Raw genomic sequence first — 296 nt, forward strand, 5'->3', positions numbered from 1 at the left:
TGGCTGGGATACCAGGATTTGAACCTGGGAATGGCAGGATCAAAACCTGCTGCCTTACCGCTTGGCGATATCCCAACAAAGAATAATTTGATAGTTTGAGTTCTTATCAAGAACATGGTGCGGAAGGAGAGACTTGAACTCTCACAACCGAAGTTACTGGAACCTAAATCCAGCGCGTCTACCAATTCCGCCACTCCCGCATCATTCGTACTAATGTACTGGTAGTTATTTTAGACTCTTCATTGAGCAACAAAAAGAATGGTGGCTAAGACGGGATTTGAACCTGTGACCCCAAC

At 45.3% G+C, this 296-nt stretch carries 2 tRNA genes; both read right to left on the minus strand.

Annotated features, from left to right (window positions below):
- Positions 1-75 (minus strand) — tRNA-Gln (locus CWB80_RS20630).
- 40 nt (positions 76-115) lie between these two features.
- Positions 116-200: transfer RNA gene (locus CWB80_RS20635), tRNA-Leu, on the minus strand.
- Between the last annotated feature and the right edge of the window lie 96 nt (positions 201-296).

This window comes from Pseudoalteromonas sp. S1650 (genome assembly GCF_005887195.1).
GTDB classification, from domain to species: domain Bacteria; phylum Pseudomonadota; class Gammaproteobacteria; order Enterobacterales; family Alteromonadaceae; genus Pseudoalteromonas; species Pseudoalteromonas simplex.